The 22,549-nt window shown below is 59.1% G+C and carries 20 protein-coding genes and 3 pseudogenes; 13 read left to right on the top strand and 10 right to left on the bottom strand.

What is annotated here, in order from left to right:
- Nucleotides 1–13: 13 nt before the first annotated feature.
- Complete coding sequence (locus tag AXG89_RS40245) at nt 14–1,228, top strand: glycosyl hydrolase family 28-related protein (RefSeq protein ID WP_162916242.1); 1,215 nt, start codon at nt 14–16, stop codon at nt 1,226–1,228.
- A gap of 9 nt (nt 1,229–1,237) precedes the next feature.
- Here the strand turns inward: AXG89_RS40245 and AXG89_RS40240 are convergent, their stop codons facing one another.
- From AXG89_RS40240 to AXG89_RS40230, 3 genes and pseudogenes are all read right to left on the bottom strand, one after another.
- The gene (locus AXG89_RS40240) at nt 1,238–2,626 is read right to left on the bottom strand and encodes a hypothetical protein (protein ID WP_075357560.1); all 1,389 of its coding nucleotides are present in this window, start codon (nt 2,624–2,626) and stop codon (nt 1,238–1,240) included.
- A gap of 546 nt (nt 2,627–3,172) precedes the next feature.
- Nucleotides 3,173–3,391, bottom strand: a pseudogene (locus AXG89_RS40235) (ISNCY family transposase); the annotation flags it as partial.
- 240 nt (nt 3,392–3,631) lie between these two features.
- A complete protein-coding gene (locus AXG89_RS40230; RefSeq protein ID WP_075357561.1) occupies nt 3,632–4,561 on the bottom strand; it encodes a LysR substrate-binding domain-containing protein in 930 nt (309 codons plus the stop codon).
- A gap of 257 nt (nt 4,562–4,818) precedes the next feature.
- Here AXG89_RS40230 and AXG89_RS40225 point away from each other — a divergent pair.
- The 5 genes from AXG89_RS40225 to AXG89_RS40205 all read left to right on the top strand — a co-directional run bounded on the left by AXG89_RS40225 (nt 4,819) and on the right by AXG89_RS40205 (nt 10,227).
- Nucleotides 4,819–6,380 (top strand): IS3 family transposase gene (locus tag AXG89_RS40225; protein ID WP_119024700.1). Its coding sequence is split into 2 segments (ribosomal slippage): nt 4,819–5,257 and nt 5,257–6,380, totalling 1,563 coding nucleotides; the frame shifts between segments, so codons are not numbered across the junction.
- Nucleotides 6,381–6,449: 69 nt separating this feature from the next.
- Nucleotides 6,450–7,409, top strand: coding sequence for an aromatic ring-hydroxylating dioxygenase subunit alpha (locus tag AXG89_RS40220; RefSeq protein WP_236873634.1), 960 nt, complete (start codon nt 6,450–6,452; stop codon nt 7,407–7,409).
- Between the two features lie 9 nt (nt 7,410–7,418).
- On the top strand, nt 7,419–8,573 hold the full coding sequence (locus AXG89_RS40215; protein ID WP_075357563.1) for a DUF2817 domain-containing protein: 1,155 nt from the start codon (nt 7,419–7,421) through the stop codon (nt 8,571–8,573).
- Nucleotides 8,570–9,349, top strand: coding sequence for an ABC transporter substrate-binding protein (locus AXG89_RS40210; protein WP_075357564.1), 780 nt, complete (start codon nt 8,570–8,572; stop codon nt 9,347–9,349). The genes AXG89_RS40215 and AXG89_RS40210 overlap by 4 nt, the downstream gene beginning before the upstream one ends.
- 11 nt (nt 9,350–9,360) lie before the next feature.
- Nucleotides 9,361–10,227, top strand: a complete 867-nt coding sequence (locus AXG89_RS40205; protein WP_075357565.1) for a phytanoyl-CoA dioxygenase family protein — start codon at nt 9,361–9,363, stop codon at nt 10,225–10,227.
- 27 nt (nt 10,228–10,254) lie between these two features.
- Here AXG89_RS40205 and AXG89_RS40200 read toward each other — a convergent pair whose 3' ends face one another.
- From AXG89_RS40200 to AXG89_RS40185, 5 genes and pseudogenes are all read right to left on the bottom strand, one after another.
- A complete protein-coding gene (locus tag AXG89_RS40200; protein ID WP_075357566.1) occupies nt 10,255–10,758 on the bottom strand; it encodes a J domain-containing protein in 504 nt (167 codons plus the stop codon).
- A 237-nt stretch (nt 10,759–10,995) separates the two neighbouring features.
- Nucleotides 10,996–11,370 carry a DUF4148 domain-containing protein gene (locus tag AXG89_RS40195; RefSeq protein ID WP_075357567.1) on the bottom strand — a complete coding sequence of 125 codons (375 nt, stop codon included), beginning with the start codon at nt 11,368–11,370 and terminating at the stop codon, nt 10,996–10,998.
- Between the two features lie 189 nt (nt 11,371–11,559).
- Complete coding sequence (locus AXG89_RS42690; RefSeq protein ID WP_083637597.1) at nt 11,560–12,183, bottom strand: hypothetical protein; 624 nt, start codon at nt 12,181–12,183, stop codon at nt 11,560–11,562.
- A 9-nt stretch (nt 12,184–12,192) separates the two neighbouring features.
- Nucleotides 12,193–12,528 (bottom strand): annotated as a pseudogene (locus AXG89_RS45200) (hypothetical protein); the annotation flags it as partial.
- A gap of 200 nt (nt 12,529–12,728) precedes the next feature.
- Nucleotides 12,729–13,613 (bottom strand): LysR substrate-binding domain-containing protein, encoded by an 885-nt coding sequence (locus AXG89_RS40185; protein ID WP_075357569.1) that lies wholly within the window; start codon nt 13,611–13,613, stop codon nt 12,729–12,731.
- A 130-nt stretch (nt 13,614–13,743) separates the two neighbouring features.
- Here AXG89_RS40185 and AXG89_RS40180 point away from each other — a divergent pair, with 130 nt between their 5' ends.
- The gene (locus AXG89_RS40180; RefSeq protein WP_075357570.1) at nt 13,744–14,079 is read left to right on the top strand and encodes a cupin domain-containing protein; all 336 of its coding nucleotides are present in this window, start codon (nt 13,744–13,746) and stop codon (nt 14,077–14,079) included.
- Nucleotides 14,080–14,176: 97 nt separating this feature from the next.
- Here the strand turns inward: AXG89_RS40180 and AXG89_RS40175 are convergent, their stop codons facing one another.
- Entirely contained in the window at nt 14,177–15,022 is an 846-nt protein-coding gene (locus tag AXG89_RS40175; protein WP_075357571.1) for a protein-L-isoaspartate O-methyltransferase family protein, read from the bottom strand.
- Between the two features lie 247 nt (nt 15,023–15,269).
- On the opposite strand from AXG89_RS40175, the gene AXG89_RS40170 reads away from it, so the two are divergent.
- The 5 genes and pseudogenes from AXG89_RS40170 to AXG89_RS40155 all read left to right on the top strand — a co-directional run bounded on the left by AXG89_RS40170 (nt 15,270) and on the right by AXG89_RS40155 (nt 20,421).
- The gene (locus AXG89_RS40170; protein WP_236873633.1) at nt 15,270–15,653 is read left to right on the top strand and encodes a LysR substrate-binding domain-containing protein; all 384 of its coding nucleotides are present in this window, start codon (nt 15,270–15,272) and stop codon (nt 15,651–15,653) included.
- A 416-nt stretch (nt 15,654–16,069) separates the two neighbouring features.
- A complete protein-coding gene (locus AXG89_RS40165) occupies nt 16,070–18,403 on the top strand; it encodes a two-partner secretion domain-containing protein (RefSeq protein WP_075357691.1) in 2,334 nt (777 codons plus the stop codon).
- A 119-nt stretch (nt 18,404–18,522) separates the two neighbouring features.
- Nucleotides 18,523–18,663: pseudogene (locus tag AXG89_RS45195) on the top strand (helix-turn-helix domain-containing protein); the annotation flags it as partial.
- Nucleotides 18,664–18,729: 66 nt separating this feature from the next.
- Nucleotides 18,730–19,494, top strand: a complete 765-nt coding sequence (locus tag AXG89_RS40160; RefSeq protein WP_373408596.1) for a substrate binding domain-containing protein — start codon at nt 18,730–18,732, stop codon at nt 19,492–19,494.
- 174 nt (nt 19,495–19,668) lie between these two features.
- Nucleotides 19,669–20,421 (top strand): SDR family oxidoreductase, encoded by a 753-nt coding sequence (locus tag AXG89_RS40155; protein WP_075357574.1) that lies wholly within the window; start codon nt 19,669–19,671, stop codon nt 20,419–20,421.
- 185 nt (nt 20,422–20,606) lie between these two features.
- On the opposite strand, the gene AXG89_RS40150 is transcribed toward AXG89_RS40155, so the two are convergent.
- A complete protein-coding gene (locus AXG89_RS40150; protein ID WP_075357575.1) occupies nt 20,607–21,491 on the bottom strand; it encodes a LysR family transcriptional regulator in 885 nt (294 codons plus the stop codon).
- 127 nt (nt 21,492–21,618) lie between these two features.
- Here AXG89_RS40150 and argC point away from each other — a divergent pair, with 127 nt between their 5' ends.
- The gene (gene argC, locus AXG89_RS40145) at nt 21,619–22,548 is read left to right on the top strand and encodes an N-acetyl-gamma-glutamyl-phosphate reductase (protein ID WP_075357576.1); all 930 of its coding nucleotides are present in this window, start codon (nt 21,619–21,621) and stop codon (nt 22,546–22,548) included.
- The last annotated feature ends 1 nt before the right edge of the window (nt 22,549 follow it).

The following is a 22,549-nucleotide window of genomic DNA, read 5'->3' as shown; positions in this document are numbered from 1 at the left end:
CGTGCTGAGCGGCATGTTCCTCGCGACCCGGCACATCGCGCATGCGGCAACACTAACGCCGCAAACCGGAACGTTTTCCCACGAAGTCGCCATGCGAAACGCTTCCATTGTCACGCCGATGAGTTTCGGCGCGAAAGGAGACGGCGTATCCGATGACACCGCCGCGTTGAATGCAATGTATGCGCACGTCCGGGGCACTTCGATTCGCACCGTGTTCTTGCGTGGACGCACTTATCTTGTCAAGGGAAGCATCTACGCTCGCGATGTCACGACTGTCGGTGAAGGGGCGACCCTGACTTGTAAAGTCGACAGTGCAAAAGCAAGTTGCGCCTTTGAATGGGGTGGATCCGATACGTTTGTCACGGAGCTGGTCTTTGATCTTTCCAACATCGGCAAGGACACGATGCAGGGTGTGCTCAACGCGGTCAACGACGCTTCCAACCAGCGTTTTTTTCGAAACCGTGTCTTCTCGCGTACAACGGAAGCGTCGAAGTCCCAGTCAAACATCTTTGGCCCGTGGTTCCTCGGCACCGGGCTCAACGGTCTGTATGTACAAGACAATGTGTTTGAAAAGTGCTCATATGGAGTTCAAATCAACAATCAAGACGGCATGGAAAGGCGGGTCAGGGAGAACCCGCTGGGCAAACCATCCCGGCATCTGCACATCAGCGGCAATAGCTGTGTGGACGCGAGCATCGGCGTCAACACGCCTCATATCATGTGCTCCAACGTTGTCGTTGAAGGAAATACGATCACGCCTGGCAAGCTGCAGCTCGATCTGCCGCTCAATGTAGCGCACGTGACCGATCTCGTCATTCGCGGCAACACGGTCGCTTCGAACAGCGCGAGCGCGAACGGTACGCTTCATGTCGAAGACGCGAGCGGGGCGATTACCATCACCGGAAACGTGGTGACCGCGCTTGGGGCGAACAATGGGATTCAATTCGGCGTGGATCCGAGCGTCAGTCACGACGCGCGGGCGGTCACCCGCGCGGTCATTGCCGATAATCATGTGCAAGGATCCACGACTCGCGGCGGTAACACTGGCATCCTGCTGCCTGACCCCGGTACCTCCGACACGATCATTACCGGCAACTACGTCTCGGGGTTCGCGCAAGGCATCAACGCAGTAGCGGAAAGCTCGGTTTCCGGAAATACGATTATTGATTGCCCAACGCCGCTGCGCCTGTCAAAGCGCAGCGCAGTCGGGCAGAACGTCGTCAAATAAATAGAGCGATCACTGATTGACCATTGGCGACTTCGGCAAGGGCAGTTCCAATGACGTTTGCTTAGCTGCAAACGCCGCGGACATACCCGGCTTCACCAGGCGATGCACTACGCTACTTTTTCGATTGACGACGCGTGGAACAAATGCCATGCCTATCACAAGCATGACGGGCGCTCCTTCGATCGGCTGCGATACCAGCGCCGTGATCAACAACGGCGCGCAAGTCGCGACTTTCTTCCAGCTCAGACCAGGGCCTAGTCTCAATCCGGAGAGTAGCAGGACCTTGCACGCGAAACCAAACAGTCCGATCATTCCCAGCTCCGCGAGCAGGCAGATCCCATCGTTCTTGCCAAGGCTCGAATAAAGGCCATTGCCAAGTGGATTGCGCCGCACATCCCGGAGACCCCGCTCGATTGAACTCGAGCGGTCTGAGAGTGAGGCGCCGTGCGTAAGTGCCTTGTCTTCCAGTCCGATATAAGGCGTGTACATCGACACCGGATACACTAGCCCAATCATGACCGCCGTGATTACTACACGCCATGACGCGACTCGCGAACCCGAGAATAAAAAGATGGTTCCAATGCTCATTGCAAGCAGAGCGATTCCTAGAGACGAAAACGCACAAATCGTCCCGCCAACAAGTCCAAACATCACAAGTCTGGATCGTCGCGTGAACGCTTCATATGCAAGGCAAAAACATGCAACTGCCTGATAGATGCCCGCTTCGCGGAAGAAGGCACAATAACGGTCGAGCTTGACGGTTCCTGATACGTAATCACCGTAGAGCATTGAAAAGGGAAAATAGATAGCACCTGTCGATGTCTCCTGGTGCAGAGTGATCTCGGTATATCCTTTCACGTTCAACGAGAAAAGAAACAACGCATCCTTGCTCCCGAGTATTGCCGCCAGTACGACGGTAATGACGCTGGATAGACCGAGCACAGAAATAACCGTACACAAAGTCCTAAAAAATCTGCGGTTGGCTTCCACATCGATGAGGAACATGCCATAGACAAGCGCGATCATGAGAGTGGTGACGAACTCTTTTAATACCCAGTCGAGTTGCGACATTTCGAAGACTATCGAGATGGGGCAAATATACAGCCAATACACACATAGCAAGCTCAGCAGCGAGGCAATGTCCCACCGAATCACGGCATTCGAATAACGAGTTCGTTTTGTGTTGTGCCATATATGAAGGTACACGAGCGGAACGGCCAATACCATGCCCAGAGACGTATATGTTTCACCAAGCGCCGTTGGACGCATCAGGAATAAGTTAAGAACCAAGCCCATGCTCACGACCCCGGTAAAGTCCGGGCCCTTTACTGAATATCTCCGCATCCACATTTTTATTATCACCAATGCTAGTTTTAAGGGATGAAAAACGGCGGCCATAGGCACCGGTTGTATTCGGTAATGGTCGCGGGCGTCCGCCGCGCAGCAACTGGGGTCGCACGGTGCACTTTCAATATCTTATTAAGCTTCCGACAGGATTACCGTATGCTTCCGTACATTGGAATTTGGAAGTACTTTGTTACCTGCTTCAACCAAGCATCGCTCGACTACCGCGCAGCCGGTCTTTCAGTCCTTCGATACCCTGGAACTGAAGGAGCGAGCAAGTGCGATGGTTTATATCGCGCGGCTCCGACGTTGACGGCCGTCATTCGCGCTCGCAGTGTCCACAGTAACGCTCATGATATTCAGAAGCGACGACCCCGCTGAGCGCCTACACCTTAGCTGAAGCCAGGCGATTTAAAGACACGCGAAGTGCCGGTGCACGCAGTCGGCTGCAGAACAATACTAAAAACGGCCGGTCGCGAATCCAAACGCTTAGCAACGTGGATCGTCAGCGCGAGCAGGCAAGGGCATTCAACGTACTGTGGGCTGCAGATTCGACACGAAGCCGTTTCGGTTCGGCATGCGGATTTTCGGCAGGTTTTGCGCGTCCAACCGTGCGTTATCAGGAACGACGCCGTTCAAGTTCAACCCCGGCGGTCCTTGTTCGCGCAGACGTGCCGCCAAGCGTCGAACTTGGCGCGTCGTCAACAATAATCGCTCGGCGGCTCGCCACGGCTTGAGCTGCCCGTCGACCACCGACTGAATCACTTTAAACCGGTCCAACTCGCGCATCGTCATGGTGATTCTGTCCGTCGCCGCCATCGTAGCCTCCGGCGCCGTGGGAATCGACGCCGGCTAAGCTTAAGCCGCCGAGAAGCGGACATTTGAATCTGGCTAGAAGCGGACATTACAACTTAGCTGCTACATGCGAAAAAGTGGATAATTTATCTTATGTAAAATCGCATTTTAGAACTCGACGCGTCGTCGTTTCCGGAGACACAGGTTTGGATTTCCCAGAACGTGTTCAACCCACCCACATGAGCGGCCTGACGTGCGAACCGTTTAACCGGCAAGCGTGTCGTTGACCGACTGTTGCTCCCTTCCCTGCGTCAGAATCCATCGATGAAACGCACGGCAGTGCGAGTGATCGAACGCACTAGCCTGCCACGTGACGAAGTACGGCGACAAAAGCGCCACACCGGAGGGAAAGGGAACGACAAGCCGGCCAGCCGCAACATCGGCGGCAATCATGGACGTCTGCGCGAGTACGAACCCTTCGCCATCAATGGCCGCTTGTATTGCCAGGCTCGACAGTGAAAAGACCAGCCGGGTGGCGCGAGCGCCATCGTCGTCCACGTCATTTACCGCACACCAGTCCCGCCATGACGGTGGCGACGAAAATTTGGGCAGCCAGTCAATCGACAACAACGGATGATTGAGTATGTCGCCAGGGTGAGCCAGCACCTTCCCGTCAATCAAAGTGGGACTGCACGCAGGCACGACCTTGTCGCGGAACAGTTCAGCGCGCGTTCCGGATTGATCGAGGCTTTCGCCATAGGTAATGCGGAAATCGATGTGATGGCCATCGGGCGACGGTTCAGAATGTGTGCCATCGAGAAAGATGTCGATCTCGGGATGCTCCCGCTGCCAGGAATAGATGCGTGGCGCAAGCCACTTCGACAAGACCGACGGCAACGCGCTGATGCTCAGGCTACGCTTCAGTTTGCCCCGCTCCAGTTCCGCACGCGCCAGCCGCAGACTTTCGAACGCCTGCGCGCAACTGGCGTGATAAATTCGCCCGGCTTCGGTCAATCTCAACCGCTTGCCTTCTTTCGCCAGCAAACGCATGCCGACCGAGTCCTCCAATTGCTTGATCTGCTGGCTGACTGCGCCCGGAGAAACACCCAGTCGTCGAGCGGTTTCGATCACGCCCTGGCAACGCCCCAGCGTATCGAACACTTGCAGTGCGCGCAGAGGCGGCAACGTATCCATCAGAGTTCTCCGGCTGTGTCATTTTAGAAATTCTAAACGAACTCGCAAAATCAACCCTCTATTCTTTTGAATATTGACTTCCTAAGCTTTGGACATTGACCGGATAGAAACCGGTGAAAGCCAAGGAATGCATTCATGTTCGTCAGAAACGCATGGTATGTCGCTGCCCGCAGCGACGAAGTCGGACCCGCCCCCGCGTCAGAATACTTGTCGCCCCGATAGAATCGATGAACCGGGGGCGATGATGAGAAAACGAATTGGCAAAATACGGACAAGCATTCAAGGACAGAGCGGTTGCGCGGTTGCTGCCGCCGGAGAGCGCGGCGTTGGAAGACGTTGCACGTGAGGTTGGCGTGGGAGTGGCGACGCTGGAGCGCTGGCGCAGTGATGCGCTGTCCAGGCCCGCTCGCGAGCGGGCCTGGACAGCGGCGGCCCGATTCGATGCCGTGCTGACGACCGCTGCGATGGACGAGGCTGGCAAGAGCGCGTGGTGCCGCGCCAACGGCGTGTATCCACAGGAGCTGGCCACCTGGCGGCAAAGCGCCACGCAAGCATTGGCTAAGCCCGAAGAGGCGCGTGCCAGCCCACAGCAAACCCAGCAGGACCGGCGGCGCATCAAGGAACTCGAGCGCGAGCTGCTGCGCAAGGACCGTGCGTTGGCTGAGACGGCGGCCCTGCTGGTGCTATCAAAAAAAGTCGCGGCGATCTTCCGCACGGGCGAGGACGAATGATCGGCCTCGAAGATCGCCAGTCCTTGGCCCATGACATCCATACCGCGCACAAGGCCGGCGCACGGCTGCGTCTGGCCTGCGAGACGGCCGGCATCGATGTGCGCACCCTGCAGCGCTGGAATGCCTGCGAGGGCCTCGTCACGGGCGATGGCAGGCCCAATTCGGTACGCCCGCAACCCGCCCATGCGCTGAGCGCCGTCGAGCGTGCTGAAGTGCTTCGCGTGGCCAACGAGGCGCGCTTCGCCGATATGCCTCCTGCGCGCATCGTGCCAATGCTGGCCGACGAGGGCGTCTACATCGCCAGCGAATCCACCTTCGCCCGCGTGCTGCGCGAGCACGGGCAGACCGCACACCGCGGCCGGGCCAAAGCGCCAAAGGCTGGCCGGCCGCCGACCACGCACATCGCTTGCGCACCACGGGAAGTCTGGTGCTGGGATATGACGTACTTGCCCGCCGAGGTCGTCGGTCAATGGTTTTACCTGTACCTGATCCTGGACCTGTACAGCCGCAAGATCGTCGGATGGGAGGTGCACGAGCGCGACGATGCCAGTCACGCTGCCCATCTGGTGCGGCGCACGGCGCTGGCCGAGGGCATCGTTACTCTGGCGGACAAGCCGGTGCTGCATGGAGACAACGGCTCCACGCTCAAGGCCACGACCGTGCTGGCCATGCTCCACTGGCTTGGCGTGAAGCCATCGTACTCACGCCCACGCGTCAGTGACGACAACGCCTATGCCGAGGCGCTGTTCCGCACGGCCAAGTACCGCCCGGAGTTCCCCGCCACGGGCTTCGCCGAGCTCAATGCTGCACGCAACTGGGCGAGCGACTTCGTGCATTGGTACAACTTCGACCACCGTCACAGCAGCATCCGCTACGTCAGCCCGGCGCAGCGCCATGACGGAGACGATCACGCGATCCTCGCCGCTCGTCACGAGGTGTATGTCCAGGCGCGGGAACGTAACCCGGCCCGCTGGTCAGGCTGCATGCGAGACTGGACGCCCATCGGTGCCGTCACGCTCAATCCGGAGCGCGAGTCAGTCGTCACGATGGCCTCGCACGCCACACTTAAACAGCCTTTGGCTGCATGACTGAGGCGACAAGTACCTTGACACGCGCCGCCCGGGCTCCACGCAACGCGGCTGCTGGGCGAGGCGGTCGTGCTGTACCGCCAGCTCGACGGGTCCGTAGCCGCACTGGAAGACGCCTGTCCGCATCGCAAGTTGCCGTTATCAATGGGGCGCCTGAAAGGCGAACACGTTGAATGCGGATATCACGGACTGACATTCGATGGCGCGGGCACGTGCGTTCGCGCGCCTGGCAACGCGCGCATTCCGCCTGGTGCACGGGTACAAAGCTATCCGGCGCACGAGCGCTATGGTTTGGTGTGGCTATGGATGGGACCGCCGGAACATGCGGATCCAGCCGCCATTATCGAGGTGCCGGAATGGGGTGACCCCGCGTGGGGCATCAATCAGGGCGACGCAATGACTGTCGATTGCCACTACCTGTATGTCACTGACAACCTTCTCGATCCGTCGCATGTCGCATGGGTGCATCCATCGTCGTTTGGCAATGCAGCGTGCGAGGGCGAACCGCTCAGCACCCTGGAAAACGGAAAAGGTGTGACGGTGTCGCGCTGGATGCGCAACGTGGAGGTCGCGCCTTTCTACGCACGCTATGTCAAGTTCAGTGGGCGCTGCGACCGGAAACAGCAATACGAAGTGCGCTTTCCATCTCACGCTGTGATCAAGGCTGTTTTTACGCCTGCGGGCAGCGGCAGCGAGTCCGGACCCATGCATCCCGATGTGTTCCTCATGAACTCCTATAACTTCTTGACGCCTGTAGACGAATCGACCACGCGCTATTACTGGTTCCAGGCTCGAAATTTCGACCAGAGCGACGCGCTCGTGTCGGAGCAATTCAATGAAGACGTGCGCCACGCATTCGATGAAGATCGCGTGATCCTCGCCGCCGTGCATGCCGGGATGGCGAACCGGCGGACACCGAATATCAACCTCGCGCTCGACGCGGGACCAACACGATTTCGCCGGGGCGTGCAACGCCTGATCGACGCAGAGCAACACGATAATGCGGAACAGTCATCTTTTTACATTTAAGATACCTAAATGAATTCGTATTTTCTTGAAGCACCCTCATTCGATCGCCAGCGCGAGCGCTTTCTAAACGCTGCCCGCATGGCAAATGCATCCATGACGGAGTGGCTGCATCCGTTGAAAGGACCGCGGGGAGAAACGCTCGTTACGGATGTCGCGGTGCTTGGCGATCCGCAAGCGCCCTCCCGCTTGGTCGTGCTGTCGGGGACCCATGGCGTCGAGGGCTTTTATGGTTCCGACTGCCAGATCGCGCTACTCGATTCCCTTCGAATACACGGCGTCCCCGAAGGCGTGAGCGTTGTGATCGTCCATCTCGTGAATCCGTGGGGAACGGCGTGGCTGCGGCGCGTAACGGAAGATAACGTCGATCTGAATCGAAATTATGTCGCGTTCGACCGCCCCCTCCCGGCTAACGCCGGTTATGAATCGATGCACCCAATTTACCTGTGTCCTGAACTCGAAGGCCCGGCTCGCAGCATTGCCGACGCAACATTGGCGGCGTGCATTGCCCGCGATGGCAATGCTGCAGTGATGAGCGTCGTGGAAGCGGGACAGTACGTGCACGCCGACGGCCTGTTTTTCGGTGGCCGCGAGCCGGCCTGGAGCAACCGCACCCTGCGCGCGATCATGGAAAAGCACGTTGCCGACGCGCAGACGGCAATATGCTTTGACTTGCACACTGGCGCAGGCGCTTTTGGCCATCCCATGCTAATGGCGATCACTGCAAAGGCTTACCCGATGCTGTCACGCATGCAGGCACTCTACGGTCCGTGGCTGCATACCATTGTCACGAGTCCATCATCCACCACTGACACCGGCATTGCTGCCACAGCAACGGGCTATACATTGCAAGCCATGCTCGACCAGCTCAGTGACGTGGACCTGATGCAATTCGTTATCGAATGCGGCACATACGACCCTGCGCGCTCGCATCGATTATTGCGTGACGACCACTGGCTGCACCTGTTCGGCGATCCCTTCGATGCAACGGGCCGTCGCATCAAGGCCGCACTGCTGGAACATTTCTTCCCCGCCGATACTCACTGGCGCGAGTTGACGGCATTGCGCGCACAGCAGGTCTTCGCTCGCGCGATGAGTTCCCTCGCTTCAACGCCCCCGGATAAAGACGCGCCGGACCGATCCACTCACCCAGGAATCGCACCATGAAACGCTATAGCTTACTGAATCTGCTGCTTCTCGCGATACTGCCTCTCGCTGCCCACGCGCAGGATTCGAAAGTGATCCGCTTCGGGGTCGATCCGACTTATCCGCCGTTTGAATCGAAGGCGCCGGACGGGACGCTCGTCGGGTTCGACATCGACCTGGGCAATGCGATTTGCGCGAACCTGCATGCCAGATGCGTCTGGGTCGAACAGAGCTTCGACGCCATGATCCCGGCTTTGCAAGCGCGGAAGTTCGATGCCATCTTGTCAGCCATGTCCGCCACGGCGGTACGCAAACAGCAGATCGATTTCACCGACAAGATCTATAACGGCCCTTCCCGTCTGGTAGCGGCAACAGGCTCAACGCTCGTGCCTGAAGCCGCGTCGCTAAAAGGCAAGCGAATCGGCGTGGACCAGGGTTCGATGCAGGAGACCTTCGCCAAGGCGGAGTGGGCTCCGCAAGGCGTGACGGTCATTTCATATCCTACGCAGGATGCGATTTATCAGGACCTGACCACGGGTCGCCTGGATGGAGCCTTCCAGTCTGCAGTGCAAGCGGACATCGGCTTCCTCAAGACCCCGCGTGGCAAGGGTTATTCGTTTGCAGGAGAAGAAGTCAAAGACAAGCGAGTCGCGGGCGACGGTGTGGCCATTGGTGTACGCAAGGACAACACCGCCCTGGCTGCGAAACTGAACACCGGCATTGCCGCGATACGACATGATGGCACTTACAATCGGCTTGCCCACAAGTACTTCGATTTCAATATTTATGGCGACTGAGGGAGCCGGAGATGACGTCAGACTTTGAAGCGCGCGTGGCGAAAGCGGTCACGCCGAACACGGTTCGAGAGTTTCGCCAGAATGGCGCGGTATGCATCCGGGGTCTGTTCAATGCGGACGAGATCGCTCGGCTTCGTTCCGGCATCGATCACAACATTGCGCAACCCAGTATTCGCGCGAAGACTGCGAGCCGCCCCGATGACCCCGGCTGGTTTTTTGAAGACTTTTGCAACTGGCAGGAAAACGCGGCATATAGGCAGTTCATTTTCGAGTCACCAGCGCCGACCGCCGCGGCGGCGTTGATCGGTGGGAAGACAGTGCGGCTCTACCATGATCACGTGCTTGTTAAAGAACCGAACACGCGGCAGCGGACGCCCTGGCATCAGGACCAGCCCTACTACAATATCGTGGGATCGGATAACGTCAGCATGTGGATTCCTGTGGACCCGGTGTCGCGCGAGTCCACACTCGAGTTTGTCATGGGTTCACACCGCGGGCCGTGGCTGATGCCCCGGACGTTCATGGAAAACGAGGCGAAGTGGTTTCCGGAGGGGAGTCTCGCGGATTTGCCTGACATCGATGGCGATCGTGAAGCTTTCGATGTACGCGGCTGGGCGCTCGAGCCTGGCGACATGGTGTGTTTCAACATGCTGACGCTGCATGCGTCGGGCGGCGTCCCGGGTGCGCATCGTCGCAGGGCTTTTTCAGTACGGTTCATTGGCGACGATGTCCGGCATGCACCGAGACCGTGGAGAACCTCGCCGGAATTCCCAGGCCTTGCGGCAGACTTGCCCGAAGGCTTGCCCATGGAACATCCGCTGTTTCCAATGGTCTGGAATATTCGTGAGGGACAAGGAAGCGCCTCTCCCCTTCCTTGAGTCCTTGTCTGCTGTCAGGCTGTCGGCCTACTCGGACGAGCGATCTGCCCGCGATATTTGCAACGCGGATTGCTTGTAGTGCGCCGCATTGATTGGGAAAGATTGCTCATGCGTGCCCATGCTTAAGGCATAAGCGTGTTCCGATTGAATGAAAACTGCCGCTACGGCAGAAGTGAACACGAGGCACATCAGCAAGGAAAAGCGGGTGACGGCTCTCTGCCGTCGGCGTGCTCGTGTTCTGCCTCGGGGCCAATAATCTTCGCTGGATGGATTCGTTCGACGAGCAAGCGTGCCCGACGGCGACTTATTTCTCGCAAGCGCCAGCTCATACTCATATTCCTGGCGCTTCAGCGGATCGCTCAAGATGCTGTAAGCAAGATTGAGCGAGCACATGATCTCGGCTGCTTCAGGCGCAGCGTTCCGGTCCGGATGGTAACGCTGGCTCAGCGCCTTGTATGCTGCGCGAACGACCTCCGCAGGTGCATCGTGTGTCAGTTTGAGAGTGTCGAAATGGTTCGGTCGATGATTCATGATGTCCCGACTATTGCTAACGCTTCATCGGGTTAACGGTCGTCCATCGACAATCTTGAGCAAGGTTCGCGCTACGCACGCAACACGATTTTTGGCTGGTCTCATTTAATGCGAACCGGAGGCGGCCGCGGCAATCGGCTGGGCAGACAACGCCGATTGCCGGTCCAGCGCTTAAAAAAAACAAGGCGCGCAATCTTTTGCGCGCCTTCAGTTTGCATCTTTGACCAGTCTCAATCCTTACGAACCGAAATACACCGGTTGCATTCCATCGTTGGCATCCGGGCGGACCGACGAGCCAATCTTGTGACCGACGCGAGCAACATCGCCTTCGACCGCGCGCAGTGAATGATGGCTACCCGATGCCGATGCTCCATCGGCCACGCCGCCAAAACTGCTGGCTGCCACGTTGTCGCTGTTCACGCGCGTTTCAGCCGCTTGAATATTGGCCGGATATTGCGTTTGATCGCCAGTCGGGTTATAGCCTGCTTTTTCCAGTTGGACCAGTTGCGCCTTCACTTCGGCGCGGGTTACGGGTTGATTTGATTGAGCGAAAGACGAGACAGCCGGAACGACCAACGCAACGGCAACGATGAGCGATTGAACGAGTTTCATGATGCTTTACCTCCAGACTTGGTTTTTCGCAAACACCCGTTTGCGTTTCAGTGATTGAAGTCTAGACCGGGGGCCGCACTGTATTAAGCATCGACAGGACAAAGCATTATTGTTGAAACTAAGTGTTAACCCTTGATCCTTTTGGAAGCTTGCCGTGAACGGCCGCGTATTCGTAATCGCGTTCGATTGTCACGCGTGCGAGGCGGAGCCGAGTTCCCCAAGGATCGACTCGCGGTGGAAATCCCCGCGCTGCAACCGCTCCTCCAGCGGACGCCACAGCAAGCTGATCAGTTTGGTCAGCGGTCTTGCCGATGGTCGCTTCCCATCCGCGGACGCATCGCACAACCAGTTGCACACGCGCTCAGAGTCCCACCCGCGTGAATGAGGTTCCAGGAATGCATCCAGTTCGGCCGGTATCAACGCGAGTCGTCCGCCGTGTTGCCGCATGACCCACTGTGCCGCTGCATGGCAGGCGAAATATTGGGGCGCATGGCTGAAACCCTGCAACAAGGCCGGGATCGTCACTCCCTTCACTACGTGGTCAATATCGCTGCGGCCGTCCGGCATGAGCATGGCACTGAAGGTATGGAACCAGTGCATCATGAAGACACTACGCGCAGGCGCCGCCAAAAACCAGTTCTCCAGCATTGGATACGCCGTGTCGTACGTGCGCTCCGAATTGAAATAGCCGACAAGATCCGGCCGGTCGAGCGTGTCCAGAGCCTCGACAAAGGATAGCGGCGAGGAAGGCATCTTGTCGTCTGCTGATGCCGAGGTGTGCGGCAAGCTGGACAAAAGCGTCGTCGCGTCCATCCAGACGCCTCCGAACGTCGTCAATACTGCCAGCCTTACCCAGTCCGATTGAACCTGTGGCGCCCACAGCGCAAAACCGCGTGGCAACGGCGGCAGGCCTGACGGCAGACTGTCGGGACCTAGCAACCGAACACGGTATCCCGTCAAGTGTCTGCGCCAACTCAGCAAGCAAGCATCGACGATACGCGGCAGTGGCGTCCCATTCCAGTAAGTCCAGACGACGCGAGGTATCGCCGTTGATCCGCATTCCGGAGACCGGCATGGCGTACGCCCCTCACGCGTTTCAGGCGTGGCGTGCGCGCCCCCTTTGGATGACCAGTGCAGCACCGGCGGTGGGTCGACCATGGCCACGGATGGTCGCACAGCATCGTCTGGCACCGTAGTGCGCATAAAGCTCGCTTGGTTGTCATGATTTCGAAAACCCATCTTAGCAGGCGATGGCGAATGCTTTCGCGTGTCTGCTTGTCCGCATCGACTCGCGCAATTGATCGCTCCACATTGCGGTTCCGGTTTTTCGGTCGGCTGCCGGAGGCGCCCACTTCAAATCAGGTGGTTGTCGCCGTATGCAGCCTCTGCGTCTTGAGCCACTCGCGCAGGCGGAGAAGTGCTTTGTCGGGCCGGCCGCGCATCGTGCAGAAAGCGAAAAAGGCGTCGCTCGGTCCGAACCCGAGTGGAGCGATCAATCTTTCCTTCGATAACTCGCGCTCGACCAGTAACGCAGGCGCGATGGCCACGCCAAGACCGGATGCCGCCGCTTCCAGAAGCAAGGACAAGTGGTCAAACCGACGACCGCTCGCAAACAGTGCTGGATCCACGCCATTCCGAGCCGCCCACTCCGCCCACGCGTGTGGACGCGAAGTCGTATGCAGGAGCGGCTGACCGATCAGATCTGCCGGCGTCGCAATGTCATGAGGCCAGTCAGGCGCGCAGACAGGACCGACGGTTTCTTCGAAGAGGGTCGCGGCCTCGACATCCGCCGGCCAAGTTCGGTCGCTGACGATCAGGCAATCAACGACATCTCGCTGCAGATCGTCCATCGACGTACTCGTCTGCAAGCGGACCCGGATGTCCAGATTGGCCGCCTCGAACCGCTCGAGCCGCGCAATGAGCCAGTTCGACAGGAAGCTGCCCGGAGCGCCCAGCACGATTTCGGCTATCGGCGCGTGCTGCGCGATCTCCGCACAACGGGTCTCCAGCAGCGTAAAAATCTGGTCGGCGGCCTGCTTCAGGCTCTGCCCTTCATCGGTCAACCGCACGCCGCCCGCGTGGCGCACAAACAGGGATTTGCCGAGCCACTCCTCCAGTTGGCGAACTTGATGGCTCACGGCGCTGTGGGTCACGTGCAGTTCCTGCGCGGCGGCCGAGATGCTGAACTGCCGGGCGGCTGCGTCAAAGGCGCGAAGCGCGTTGAGCGGGGGAAGTCGGCGCATGCGGTTTGGACGTCGATTTAACTCACAGCATTGTGCACAAATTTATCGCTACCCGTGGAACGTCGCCGAAATTACATTAAGGCCGCGTCAACGAATAGTTCATCGCATCCGCGAGACATAAGGAGCTCAAATGACAGATACAAACATCCCGCTCGCAAACAGCAAGGTTCTCTACGAAACCTTGCTGACAGAGGAAGACTACAGCGTCTCCAGGACCACGGTCCGCGCCGGCGGCGAAACGCAATGGCACTTCCATACGACCGTGCGTGACCGCTTTGTCGTCGTTCGAGGCGTGTTGACCGTCGAGAAGAAGCTCGGCGATCTGATCGACAGAACCCAAGTCTTCGATCATCACACGGTCGAACCGGGTGTCATGCATCACGTCAGGAATGAGACGGCCGACGACGTGGTGTACATCATGATTCAGTCCGGAGGCGCCCGCGACATCGTGCTCGCTCAAACGTGAGTCGGTTGAGTCTGACCGCGGAGCTGTTCGGTACCAAAGATGCCGTGACGTCCCGGCAGTAGTGCACTGAACGTCGTCAGGCGATGCGACCTCGATATCAATCAGCGGCATCGAGCGGCTCGGAGGTCGACAGCCACCAACCGTCCCCCACGAACCACGCAGATTGGTCCGCGGGAGTTTTTCGCCTCAGCGACTTGACGGCATCGTGAGTATTTGATTCGAACGCATTGACCAAAGATTCCCCGGTCGCATCATCGCGAGCGCCGATGCATTCGATGAACGTCGCCGGGCAAATGAACTTTGCCGCGTATGAGTCTGCGGCGACGCGTGTCACAAGCAGCATGCCGCCCAGACCGCGGTTCGGCGTCAATGGGAAGATCAGACGGCCGCCTTCATTGAGTGCTTCGATCCAGCCATTCAATGGGTGCGTCGCGCCTGCGCTCACGTAAATCAGATCCGATCGCGGCAGCACCGCATCAGCTCCGCTTTCATCCAGCACCCGAACGTGCGCCAGATGAGCAAGGTTCGACGTCGCATGCGCACCGAGCCCCGGGTTAATCTCATAAGCGGTTACGCGCCCGGCTTCCCCGGTGAGAAGCGCGAGAAGTGCCGTGTAATAGCCGGTTCCCGAACCAATGTGTGTGATGGTCTCGCCCGGCGAGATGGCCGCAGCGTCCAGACAGCGTGCATGGAGGCTCGGCTCGCCGTTGTTGATGCCTTGATCGGTCTTGAGCCCGATTAGAATGTCCTGATAGAGAACGGCAGGGTCGGACGTGTCGGTCGAGACGTATCCCGTCAGCGTGTAAGCGTTCCATGGACCGGGGCCCAGGTACTTTTCCCTTTCGACCATCGCAAATGCGTCCTGGATTCTCGGGTCTCTGCACGCGCCTTTCGCTGTTATATATCGCGCATAAAATGCGCGAAGCGCTTCTACGTTCGTCATCGACCGCTTCTCCTTGAATGGACAAAGTCATCGTAGCAGGTAAAGTCGAGCGGAATGATCGGTTGCCAACGACCCAGTCCGCGATCTCGAAGGCCGGAATTGGTAAGGATTGTTGGACGCCCGCCCGCCGGCACCGGGGTAGTCACACGCCTGCGGTGTAGGGCAGGCGTCCAACAATCCTTAACAGTATCAGACGTGGCCACTTTTCCGGGAGTCGAATACAGTCATTGCGAGTCCCGCGCTGATTTTGCGATCAGGCGTCAAGACCGTTGAACAATTGAGCAATGAAATCTGGTTGACAAGCGAAACCCGTCCGGGCGACTGGGAAGCATGGGTCGAAGCCGCGGGATGCCCCACGCTTCGAGCCAATCGCACGTTAAGGTTCGATCATTTTTTTGTGACGCTGCAAGCCGTGTCCGACGCATTAGGTTTCGGCATCGGACCATTTCCAACGCTCGAGGCCGATTGTGCAAGCGGCCGGCTGCAGACGCCGTTTCCTGAACTGCGGTCGTTAGGGTCTACTTACTACGCGTTGATCTCGCATGACGCTGACAAACCGATTCATATGCGGGCGTTCATCGACTGGCTGCAATCAGTTAGTGCGGACATCGAAACATCACCTGGTTCTTAAGGCGCGAACCGCTCGGGCGGTGAATTGGAATGTGAAATGTTGAGCGGGTGTTCTGAGCATGCGACCGGCGCACAGCCCGCTTGACAAGGCGCCGGCGAGCACCGGATGCATGCACAAATACCGGTTTGCCTTCCGAACGCACTGCTATGATTAGATGTACTGTGCGGTACAGCGGCTTTCACGCCTTCACTGGTCGCAACAACCTGCGTTCCGCGCACCGGCTTTCCACGAACCACGTTTCGGGAGCGGTCATGTTGCGTCAATCATCCAGACTGGCAAGCGAGTCGCCATTGACATCACGCAAGGGGCTGCCCTTCACATTGGGGTTTGCCGGCGCACCGCTTGCCGCGTATCGGTCCCGGCATTTCAAGCGGACGCTTGTATTACCGGTGCCGCTCGCGATCGCGATGTGGTGCATGCCGGTAGCCCACGCGGCCGGACCGCTGCCGCAGAATGGCAGCTTTGTCCAGGGCCAGGGCGCGATCAGCGGCGGCCCCGGTTCGCTCACGATCAACCAGTCCTCGTCCCGTGGCGTGATCGATTGGCACAGCTTCTCGATCGGCACAGGCAACACGGTCACCTTTGACAATGGCTCGGGCACGACACTCAATCGGGTGACCGGCGGCTCGCCTTCGGCAATTCTCGGGAATCTGAAGGCAACGGGCAGCGTGTATTTGGTCAACCCTCAAGGCATTCTGGTCGGTTGGACCGGCGTAATTAGCACGGGCGGTCGATTCGTGGCTTCAACACTCGATCTGTCCGATACCGCATTCATGAATGGCGGGACGCTCGTGCTCGCGGGGTCATCGAATGGGCAGGTGGTGAATCTCGGCAAGATCAGTTCCAGTGGCGGCGATATCTTTCTTATCGCGCACGATGCCGTAGTGAACGGAGGTTCGGTCAGCGCACCGAACGGCACGGCCGAATACGTCGTGGGAAAGCAAGTGGTGCTGTACGAGTCGTCGAGCAGCCGCCAGGTATTCGTGCAGATCAGCAGCAAAGGCACGGTAGTTGATCGCGGTATCACGCAGGCCGCGCAGATCAACCTCGAAGCAGCAGACGGCAATATCTATGCGCTTGCCGGGAGTGGCTCGCGTATCCGCGCGACTGGCACGGCGATGCGCGACGGCCACATCTGGCTGGTTGCCGACAATGGTCACGTCACGCAGCAGGGAACGATAGCGGCAACAAACGTCGATGGTAGCGGCGGCACCGTGGATACACTCGCCAACACGCTCGCTTTGCAAAGCGGCGCGGCAGTGCAAGCGGGACTTTGGAACGTATCGACGCCGAATTTCACCGTCGATAGCGCCACGGCCGGCGCTTTCATGCGCAGCCTGAACGCCGGAACGTCCGTCGATGCCATTGCGACCGGCACCAATGGCGCAAGCGGCGACCTGACCGTTGGTTCGAATCTGGAGTGGCAAGGGCCAGCGTCGTTATCGCTCGGGGCTTTTCGCAACGTGACAATTGCGCCGGCGACGACACTTAAAAACACCGGCAGCGGCAACCTGAGCTTGCGCGCGGACGCGGCGGGCATCGACAACGCCGGCAGCGTGGCCAACCAGGGCATGGTCGACTGGTCGAGCAGCACTGGTTTCGTAAGGTCGTTCTATGACATGAATGGCAGCTACAGCCCTGGCACCATCCTCGCCAACAGCGCGTGGAAAGCCGGTCCGTACAGCGGTTTGTTGACGCAGCTTACCGCCTACAAGCTTGTCAATTCACTTGGCGACCTGAGAAGTGTTGCCAGCGATCTGGCCGGCAACTACGCGTTGGGAAAGGATATCGACGCCAGTGCGACGGGCGACGGCTCCTACGTTCCGCTCGGCGACATCAACACGCCGTTTACCGGGCAATTCGATGGGCAAAGCAAGACGGTGAGTTCGCTGACCCTTGGGCGGCTGGTGGCTGGCGACCCGGCTAGCGACGGCCCGGGGGCAATGGGCATGTTCGGCGTCATTGGCGAGAAGGGGGTGGTGCGCGACCTGAGCGTGAACGGCAATGGCCATCTGGGTCCCTCTGTGAGGGCCTATGTCGGGCTGCTCGCGGGCGCCAACTACGGAACGGTCGTCCGCGGCAGCGCATCGGGCAACCTCAATATTGGCGACGCGGGACCTGCGCAACCGACGAACGTCGATGAAACGACTGCCGGCGGACTCGTGGGCGGCAATTTCGGCACCATCCTGCGCTCGTCGAGCGCGGTCGTCGCTACCACAGGCGGAATGCTCGGCGGTCTCGTCGGCGAAAACGTGGGCGCAATCATTCAGTCGTACTCCACTGGTGCACTAACGTCGTTGGGCTATACGAACGAAGGCGCAGGTGGCCTTGTCGGCTACAACCTGGGATCGATCACGCAGTCGTATTCGACAAGCCCTACCCTGCTTCAGGGCTACTGCCGCGGAAGCGCCGGCACGCCATGTGGCGGCGCGGGACTCGTCGTCGTCAACGAAGGGACCATCAGCCAGTCGTTTGCGACAGGCCTCGTCACCCAGCCGTTCTATCAGCCTATAGGAATCGCACGGACGAATCTCGGCACCATCACAAACGACGTATTCTGGAACAAAGACACGACGGCAGCTACGGTTGGCACCGTGTATGGCACGCCCATACCTGCATCCAGCGGGCTCACGACCGCTCAGATGAGCACGCCCGCATCATTTGTGTCTTATGACTTCGGTCCTGCAGGCGTATGGGCGATGCCTGGTGGAGCGACGCATCTGGTCCTGCGCTGGCAGACCGGCCAATGACGTTACCGCCCCGCGCCGTTGCGATGGCTCCGACGCGGGAGCGGCAGGCAAAACTTCACGACAATTTCTTTCTCGGACGTCATTGACATTCCGGTTTACGCTATGCCTTCCCGCTCAAGTTGCTGAGGCCCGTATTGGACGAACTCCGCGCATTATCCATATTCATTCGAACAGCCGAATGCGGTAGTTTTAATAAGGCCGCACACGCGCATGGCGTGACGCCTCAAGCTGTCAGCAAAACCGTTCGGCAACTCGAACAACATCTTGGCGTGCGACTCTTTCATCGGACCACGCGCAGAAGTTCGCTTACCGAAGAAGGATCGCGATTGCTGGAATCCGTCCGCGAAAGCATGGATGGATTGCGCACCGCGATGGATCGGGTCAAGGACGCGGCGCACGAAAACGAAGGACTTATCCGCATCAGCGCGGGCGGTGCGGTAGGCCGCAGAGTCCTGATTCCCCTGCTTGCTGCATTCAGCAAGATCTACCCGGGCGTCACCTTTGATCTCGTACTTGAAGATCGCGCAACGGACGTGGTCGCCGACCGGATCGATCTTGGCTTCAAGGCCGGCAATGCGCCTACTGCGCAGGTTGTGTCGCGTCGCCTTTTCGCGGTTCAGTTGCTTGTTTGTGCTGCGCCTGCGTATCTCAAGGACCATCCGACGCCGACACGCATTGATGATCTGTCCGGTCATCGGTGTATCGGATACCGGCAGCCTGGCACGGGACACCCAATGCCATGGGAATTTCAGGTGCATTCGGAAACCATTTCGAAAGCGATGCCCTACGCCGTCTGCTGCAGCGACCCGGAAGCCGAGATGCAGGCCGTACTGGCAGGCATGGGTATTGGTCAGATCGACAGCATCAACGCGACGCCGTTTCTGGTTTCAGGCGAGCTTGTCCCCTTGCTGGTCCGCTACACGAGTGCGCGTATGGGCCTGTATCTCTACTACGCGCAGCGCGCCGATATGCCAGGCCGTGTACGTCGCTTCATCGACTTTACAGTCGAGCGGCTGCAAAGCAGTCAGACATTCAGCGTTCCTGTTCCCGAGTTACATGCAATGGCAAAGCGCCAGAGAACAGGAAACTGAAGTTGCGAGCGGCACGCCTGCCGCGTGCGGTACAGCGGCGTCGCTGATTCGTATCGCACCCTTCACACTATCATCAACTTTTGGTTGTGAATCAAACACTTTCGCGCTCTCTACTGCAGACGAGCCGCACTGCTCACAATAGCCTCACATTCTCAAACGAACAGGGGCCCGACAATGAATACCATATCTCTCGTGACCGGCGGCAGCCGTGGTCTTGGCCGCAGTGCGGCGCTGAATATTGCCCGCAAAGGTGGTGATGTCGTCCTCACGTATCTCGGCAATCGCGAAGCGGCTGACGCCACCGTTGCAGACATCGCCGCGCTCGGTCGCAAAGCAATCGCCCTCCAGCTCGACACAGGAAAAGTCGCAGACTTCACAGGTTTCGCAGATCGACTTCGCGAAACACTGCGGACCTGGCAACGCGATAGCTTCGATCATCTGGTGAACAACGCGGGACATGGCGAGGTCGCATCAATCGGAGAAACCACCGAGGCGCAGTTCGATAAACTCGTCGACGTGCATTTCAAGGGCGTCTTTTTTCTCACTCAAACGCTTCTCCCATTGCTCGCGGACGGCGGCCGTATAGTGAACCTCTCGACGGGACTGACGCGAGTTTCGGCGCCCGGCTGGTCCGCCTACGCGGCTGTAAAGGGCGCGGTTGAAATCCTGACTGTCTACATGGCAAGAGAATTGGGCTCGCGCAGAATTGCCGTCAACGTAGTCGCTCCCGGTGCGATTGAAACTGATTTCTTCGGCGGTGCCGTGCGCGATACACCGGAGTTCAATAAGTTTTTCGCGGGCATGACCGCGCTCGGCCGCGTGGGCGTGCCGGATGACGTGGGACCGATGATTGCAAGCTTGCTCGACAACGACAACCGCTGGGTGAATGCACAGCGAATCGAAGTCTCGGGTGGCCAAGGCATCTGAGCGTCGCGTTGACCATCGGGTGGGCGCCCCCGGGTTTCGTGCGAGCCATCCGATGGCGAGGCTATTTTGTTCTGCCGGGTCGGCGCATCCGATTGCGGCACGGCTATGTATGGAAGCAAGGGTCGCTTGCTTACTGCCGTCCAGCTTGCTCGAGAACCAGTGCCTAGGCGGCAAATGGCGTTTTCCTACGCCAATCGGAGATCCCACAACACACCGAGTACGTGTTGCGTGGAACGTTCGACGTATCCCGCACGATGTGCAACGCCGAGGCGACGCCACAACGCAGGGCGCAGCGCATGCATGGCAATGCGCCGGTCGGGCAAAGGCGTAGTGGCTTCATGAGGCAATAGCGCTGCCCCGTAACCCGCCGCGACCAGGCTCTTGATTGCGTCGTTGTAGTTGAGCTGGATGCGTGGCGCAGGGTGGTGACCGCCGGTCGCAAACCACCCCGCAGTCAGACGCGAGAGACGCGTGGTGGAGTCGTTGAGAATGAGCGGCTGAGCCGCGAGCCACTTGGGCGTGATGCGAGCCGGACATTGCCAATGTGCCGGCACGAAGGCCATGACGGGGTCGCGACGCCAAGGCTTTATTGTGAGCCCCGCAATCGGGGGTTGAGGCAGAGCAACCAGCCCGACATCCAGCGTTCCGTCCGCTAGTCGGGACAGCGTTTCATGCGATGTGAGCACTGCAACTTGAATGTCTATAGCCGGATGGTGCTGACGCAGCACCTCGAGCGCTTGCGGCAACAGGTGCGCGATTGCGCCGGTCGACGCACCGAGCCGCACGCGCCCTTCGAGCCCGTCTACCTGGCGGTGAACGTCGTCCAGCGCCTGTTCCGCGTCGGCCAGCAGTCGACGCGCGCGCGCGACCAACATCTCGCCTATTGCCGACGGTCGAACATGTCCGCGCTTGCGTGACAGGAGCGGAGCCCCGATGCGGTTTTCCAGTTCAGCGATGTGCAGGCTGACCGTTGGCGGCGCCAGGTGCAGCGCACGCGCCGCGTGAGCGAATGAGCCACGGTCGACAATGGCGACCAGAGTGCGCAAGCGGTCCAGGCTGATCTCTCGCATGTCAGGGTCCTGATTCAGAAAAACTGAATGTCAGCGTTGTGAAATTCAACTTTCACTATTTTAGCGGTGCGCAGAAGATAGGGGTTCGTTTTCTTTGTCATGACCCAGTCACCGGAGTATTCCGCGCATGAGCTCTCCCCTCGTTTTCATCGACGGCGACCAAGGCACCACCGGATTGCAGATCCACGAACGGCTTCGCGATCGAAGCGACCTGAAGCTATTTACGCTTCCCGCTGCGCAACGCAAGGATCCGAAGCGTCGCGCCGAAGCCATCAACGCCTGCGACATCGCTATCCTCTGCCTGCCCGATGCCGCCGCGCGCGAGGCGGTGGACGCCATTGTCAATCCCGCCGTCAGAGTTATCGACGCAAGTTCCGCCCACCGCACACAACCGGGCTGGACATACGGATTTCCGGAGATGACTGCGGGACAGGCGGAACGCATTGCAAACGCACGCCGGGTCACCAACCCAGGTTGCTATCCGACCGGTGCGATTGGCCTGCTGCGTCCCCTGCTGCAGGCCGGGCTCATACCAGACAGCTATCCGGTCTGCATTCACGCGGTGTCCGGCTACTCGGGACGTGGACGCGCCGGCGTGGAGGAGCACGAGGGGCCGGGCGCCGTCAACGCGCCTTCTTACCAGGTCTATGGGTTGGAACTCGCGCATAAGCACCCCCCGGAGATCCAGCAGCACGCCGGACTCGCGCAGCGTCCGATCTTCGTCCCTGCGTATGGTGCGTTCCGGCAGGGCATCGTGCTGACGGTGCCCCTGGATGTACGGCTGCTGGCACCCGACGTAGACGGCGCCACATTACACGCGTGCCTCACACGCCACTATTGCGGGGCGACGCACGTGCATGTCTTGCCGCTGCAGGAATCAAGCGCCTTGAAGCACCTGGATCCGCAAATGCTGAACGGTACGGACGACATGCGCTTGAGCGTATTTTCCAACACGGCGCACGGGCATGTGCTGCTATCCGCGGTTTTCGATAATCTCGGCAAAGGTGCCTCCGGCGCTGCGGTTCAGAACCTGAACCTGATGCTCACGCAGCAATAGT

It is taken from the genome of Burkholderia sp. PAMC 26561, assembly GCF_001557535.2.
In the GTDB taxonomy this organism is placed as follows: domain Bacteria; phylum Pseudomonadota; class Gammaproteobacteria; order Burkholderiales; family Burkholderiaceae; genus Caballeronia.
Note: the sequence above shows the minus strand (reverse complement) of the source record. Positions and strands in the feature narration are given on the sequence as shown.